Consider the following 5026-nt stretch of genomic DNA (forward strand, 5'->3'; position numbering starts at 1 on the left):
TCGTCTCATCCATAGCCATCGACTCCATCCATAGTATTGACCAACAATAATTTTCCAAAGTATAAAATCCGCTTACCATACCTATACCCGATTGAAGGAGGCGTCCTTCAGATCTTGCGATATTCCAGAAAGTGGATATGATAAGAGATATGCGTCAGCTTTACGATCTTTAGTAGCAAAGGAGCATGAATGTATGAGCCATTCGTTCGTCATGTTTTCCGGCCCGCACCTTGCTGCGCTGACGGTCTTCGTGCTCGCCTGCATCCTGCTGTTCCTGGGCAGAATCCGCCTGCAGGACAGCATGCCGGCCAGGCAGACGGTCCGTTACTTGATCATCGCCTGTCTGATCGCCTCCGAAATCGCACTCGACATATGGAACATAACAGAAGGCTACTGGAACATCAAGTCCACGCTGCCGCTCGAGCTGTGCAGCATTACGCTGCTGCTCTCGGTCGTCATGCTGGCCGTCCGCAGCCGCTTCCTCTATCAAATCCTGTTCTTCGCCGGGATCGGCGGCGCCCTTCAGGCCCTCATCACCCCAAGCCTGGATTTTGCCTACCCTCATTTCCGGTTCTTTCAATTCTTCGCGGCCCATATGCTTATCATTCTGGCATCCCTGTACATGACCTGGGTCGAAAAGCTTCAGCCCACCTGGAGATCTATCGGCTGGACAATGATTTTTCTGAACGTTCTTGCACTTGGAGTTGGCGTCATCAACTGGATGCTGGGGTCCAACTACATGTTTCTGATGCACAAGCCGCCGACCGCTTCGATTCTGGACTTTCTCGGTCCGCACCCCTTATATTTGCTGGCGGAGGAAGGAATCGCCCTGCTGATTTTCGCATTGATGCAGCTGCTGTTCTTTGTCCTGCCCGCGAAAATATCCAAAGCGTCAGCGGCAGCCAAAGCCAGGGACAAAAGCGTTCTTTAAGCCGGCCATAAAGCCTTTCACGCTGCCCTCGCCGGTATCTCCTTCCTCTGCCTCTACGTTGTGATCTCCCTGCCGAAGTTCTATAATGAACGGAAAGCTTAGAAGCTGTGAACCGGCTGATGAACTAACAAGGAGATGGACCCCATGACTGGACCGAAAGTTGTGCAAAATATTACCGAGCTCATCGGCGATACCCCGGCGGTCAAGCTCCGCCGTTTGGCGGGAGAACAGGATGCCGACGTGTACGTGAAGCTCGAATACTTCAACCCTAGCGGAAGCGTCAAGGACCGGGCCGCTTATAATTTGATCGCGCAGGCGGAGCAGGACGGCCTGCTGAAGCCGGGCTCGACTATTATCGAGCCGACGAGCGGCAACACCGGCATCGGGCTGGCGATGAACGCGGCGGCCAAAGGATACCGCGCTATTATGGTGATGCCCGACAACATGACCAAGGAGCGGATCAATCTGCTGAAGGCATATGGAGCCGAAGTGGTGCTGACGCCGGCAGCGGAGCGGATGCCTGGTGCTATCCGCAAGGCGCAGGAGCTGCAACGGGAAATTGAAGGCAGCTTCATTCCTCAGCAGTTCGAGAACCGGGCCAACCCGGATATCCACCGCCGCACGACGGCGCTGGAAATTATAGAGCAGATGGAAGGGCGCTGGATGCCTTCGTCGCTACGGCTGGCACCGGCGGGACCGATTACCGGCACGGGCGAAGTGCTGAGGGAGAGACTCCCCGGCATCGGCATCTATGTCGCCGAGCCGAAAGGCTCGCCCGTGCTATCCGGCGGCCAGCCGGGAGCGCATAAGCTGGTGGGCACCAGCCCCGGTTTCATCCCGCCGATCCTGAACACGGACGTCTACGACGAAATTTTTCAGGTCAGCGACGAAGACGCCATCGGAACGACGCGCAGGCTTGCCGCCGAAGAAGGTATCCTGGTCGGCCCCTCCTCCGGCGCTTCCGTCTGGACCGCGCTGCAGGTAGCCCGGCGTCTGGGACCCGGCAAACGGGTGCTGTGCATTGCGCCGGATACCGGAGAACGGTATCTGAGCATGGGTATTTTTTAGTCGTGCGCAAATCATCGAAAGGCATCAACCGGTTTGTATACCCGGCTGATGCCTTTTTTGTGTTCATCGGTTGAGGCGGGCATATGCCCGAATGGGAGAGCAACATCTCAAAATCCACCTCATGCTATAAATGACTCAAGCAGGCCACAGCCTGTTAAACCGATGAGGAGTTGACAATACATGAATAGATTGACTGGAAAAACAGCACTGATTACCGGAGCGAGCCGCGGCATCGGCCGGGCCATCGCGCTGCGTCTGGCCGCCGAAGGAGCCCTGGTGGTTCTCCATTATGGACAAAACCGCTCCGCCGCCGAGGCGGTCGCCCGCGAGATCGAACAGCAGGGCGGAACGGCGCTGCTCCTCGAGGCGGACTTCAGATCCGTTCGCGGCATCCCGGAGATGTATGAAGCCCTGGACGGCCTTCTGCAGAATCAAACAGGCGGCCCCGGCCTGGACATTCTTGTGAACAATGCGGGCATCGGCCTTTCTCTCCCCATCGAAGCAACGACGGAGGAATCCTTCGATGAGGTGATGAACGTGAACGTCAAAGCACCGTTTTTCGTCATTCAGCAAGCACTGCCGCGGCTGCGGGACGGCGGGCGGATCATCAACATCTCCTCCGCGACGACCCGGATCTCGCTGCCGGTGATTCCCGCCTACAGCATGTCCAAAGGGGCGATCAATACGCTGACCCTGAACCTCTCGACTCAGCTTGGCTCCCGCGGCATTACGATCAACGCGATCATGCCGGGATTCGTGGAGACCGAGATGAATGCCGAGACGCTGCAGACGCCGGAAGGCCGCGAGTTTGGCGCGAACTTCTCGATCTTCAAGCGGTGGGGACAGCCGGAAGATGTCGCCGATATCGCCGCCTTTCTGGCTTCGGACGACAGCCGCTGGATCACGGGCCAGCTATTGGACGCCAGCGGCGGAACGCATCTGTAACGGGGCTTGCCGCGCCTCGCGCCCGGCTGCCATGCAGACTGCCATTAAAAGCAAAAAATCCAGTGCCCTCGGCGGCACTGGATTTTCTTTTACCCGAGATTTATGGAATATACTGCTGCACCACTTTGACGACTTTGCCGTCCTTCACCGTCAAATGAAACGGAAAAGAGCGGATGTCCAGCAGCTTGTCGTTATGGTAAATCGCCAAAAATTTGTTCAAGCTGACCGGTTCGTTCCACTGAATGTTCATTCCTTCATAGGTTCCGTCATGATCATACAGCTGCATCAGCACTTCAGCATCCGGAGCGATTTCGTAAGTCTCCAGCGTCTCATCGTCGTTGACGATGTAATAACCGTCAGGAGCGCCGCCCAGCTCTTCGGCATCCGGCTCCCGTTCAAGGAACTTCTTGTCTGCCGCCGCGCCCTCGTACCATTCGATCGGATCCACCGTCACGTAGAGGTGGCCGTTCTTGTCCCCGATGGTCGACAGCATCGCCGTCACCGTGTCCTCGGTTTGCGGAACCGGCTTATATTCGTTATCAGACCCGACTGCACTCGTTGAAGTCACTACCAGCCCCAGCAGAAAAACGATCATCAGGGAAGCGAATACGGTCATCTTTTTTTCATTTGAAAATATCTCCTTTATGGAATCATGATTTCTATCCATATCAACCATTACCCTGCGGGATTGTTTTCAAACGCTGCGAGAGGGCTCTGTGATGTAACTTTATTGTAAGCCACAGCCGGGACCCAAATCGTCACAAATTCGTTACAGCCGAGTCAAATTGTTGTAAATTTTTCAAGCGCTTTCGTGAATAGCAGGCGCCGATAGCCCGGTCAGCCCTTCTTCTCCAAAATGTCCTTGATCTCCGCCAGATCGTGGATCTCATAAGTCGGGACGATGGCGGTTTCGTTGGGCATGCGGTTCGGCAATCACGATACCGCCAACCAGCGTAATATTGGTGATATTCCAAATATAATCCGGCGTTAAATCCTTTAGTGTATACACATCGTTAATATTTTGGGCCCGCGCTGCATAAATCAATACTTTTTCAAAACCGCCGAGTCCGACAAGCAGCAATCCTGCTCCGAGAAGCATTATTCCCATCAATCGCATGCCCGTTATTCCTCCCTCTGGGTAGGATTGCGCCCCTTTTCCGCTTCTTCCGCACTGCCAGGTTCCGCATCCAGCTCCCGTTCGAGCTCCGCTTCAATGTCCTCGTCGCTCATCTGGTAATCATCCTCTTCCGACACGCCAAGCTGCTTCTCCAAAGAGCTCACCCTTGCCCTCAAGTCTTCCACCATGCCGTACAAGTAGCTCAGCAGGCCGACCATAACCAGAAGGGCCAGAACTGTCCCCCAGGGGCCAAACACCCAGGTTGCGATCAGCCCCCCGGCAAGAAACACGACGATTCCCATGATAAAATAAACCATTGCCTACTTCCCTTCTGCCGCCGGTTCAGTATGCGTCACCTTGGGGCTGCTAACTGCCGCAGCGGCAAGCTTTTATCGGGCGCCCAATCCTTCCAATACCATATTCAAAAAGTAATCCCGGTTCTCCGGATGACAAGCGATCAAGTAAGGTTCTTCCGTCATGGCGTCAAATGGTTTGCCTTCAAAGTCCATGACCAGCATCCCCGCTTCCTTCGCGATCAGAACGCCGGAATAGAGGTCCTCCCCTTCGGAGTTATACAGAATGATGGCATCGATGTTTCCTCTCGCCAGCATGCACCACTGCAGGGTCGGCGCCCACAGCCGCATCATCCGCTTCGTATGCAGGTCGATATGGTTTCTAAGCCGGGTGGCGCGGTCATCGCTGACTACCACATGCCCCTGAATCCAGGCGACCGTTGCTTGATTGAACGCCGGTGCAGGCCCGTTCGTTACGGGCTGCCCATTGCAGGTTGTTCCACCGTTACGGGTGGACACGAACAGCCGGTCAATCATCGGTTCGTAAACCACCGCCACGACCGGCTGCCCTTGGTATATCAGCGTAATCGAGCAGGAGAACGCAGGCAGGCCGATCGCATAGTTGTTCGTTCCGTCCAAAGGGTCCACCAGCCACAGCCAGTCGCTGCGCTG

At 55.6% G+C, this 5026-nt stretch carries 7 protein-coding genes; 3 read left to right on the forward strand and 4 right to left on the reverse strand.

The features are described from left to right. The first annotated feature begins 193 nt into the window (after nucleotides 1–193). The 3 genes from CPT76_RS32815 (at nucleotide 194) to CPT76_RS32825 (ending at nucleotide 2944) form a co-directional block, all read left to right on the forward strand. A complete protein-coding gene (locus tag CPT76_RS32815) occupies nucleotides 194–931 on the forward strand; it encodes a YwaF family protein (RefSeq protein ID WP_105445872.1) in 738 nt (245 codons plus the stop codon). Between the two features lie 144 nt (nucleotides 932–1075). Further along, on the forward strand, nucleotides 1076–1999 hold the full coding sequence (gene cysK, locus CPT76_RS32820) for a cysteine synthase A (RefSeq protein ID WP_181153209.1): 924 nt from the start codon (nucleotides 1076–1078) through the stop codon (nucleotides 1997–1999). Between the two features lie 180 nt (nucleotides 2000–2179). Continuing rightward, the gene (locus tag CPT76_RS32825) at nucleotides 2180–2944 is read left to right on the forward strand and encodes an SDR family oxidoreductase (RefSeq protein ID WP_105445874.1); all 765 of its coding nucleotides are present in this window, start codon (nucleotides 2180–2182) and stop codon (nucleotides 2942–2944) included. A gap of 100 nt (nucleotides 2945–3044) precedes the next feature. Here the strand turns inward: CPT76_RS32825 and CPT76_RS32830 are convergent, their stop codons facing one another. The 4 genes from CPT76_RS32830 to CPT76_RS32845 form a co-directional block, all read right to left on the reverse strand. After that, on the reverse strand, nucleotides 3045–3611 hold the full coding sequence (locus tag CPT76_RS32830; RefSeq protein WP_105445875.1) for a hypothetical protein: 567 nt from the start codon (nucleotides 3609–3611) through the stop codon (nucleotides 3045–3047). 219 nt (nucleotides 3612–3830) lie between these two features. After that, nucleotides 3831–4061 carry a hypothetical protein gene (locus tag CPT76_RS32835; RefSeq protein WP_105445876.1) on the reverse strand — a complete coding sequence of 77 codons (231 nt, stop codon included), beginning with the start codon at nucleotides 4059–4061 and terminating at the stop codon, nucleotides 3831–3833. 5 nt (nucleotides 4062–4066) lie between these two features. Next, entirely contained in the window at nucleotides 4067–4378 is a 312-nt protein-coding gene (locus tag CPT76_RS32840) for a hypothetical protein (RefSeq protein ID WP_105445877.1), read from the reverse strand. Nucleotides 4379–4450: 72 nt separating this feature from the next. Continuing rightward, on the reverse strand, nucleotides 4451–5026 hold a 576-nt coding region (locus CPT76_RS32845), incomplete at its 5' end, for an inositol monophosphatase family protein (RefSeq protein WP_105445878.1).

Source organism: Paenibacillus sp. AR247 (assembly GCF_002968895.1).
Taxonomy (GTDB): domain Bacteria; phylum Bacillota; class Bacilli; order Paenibacillales; family Paenibacillaceae; genus Paenibacillus_AQ; species Paenibacillus_AQ favisporus.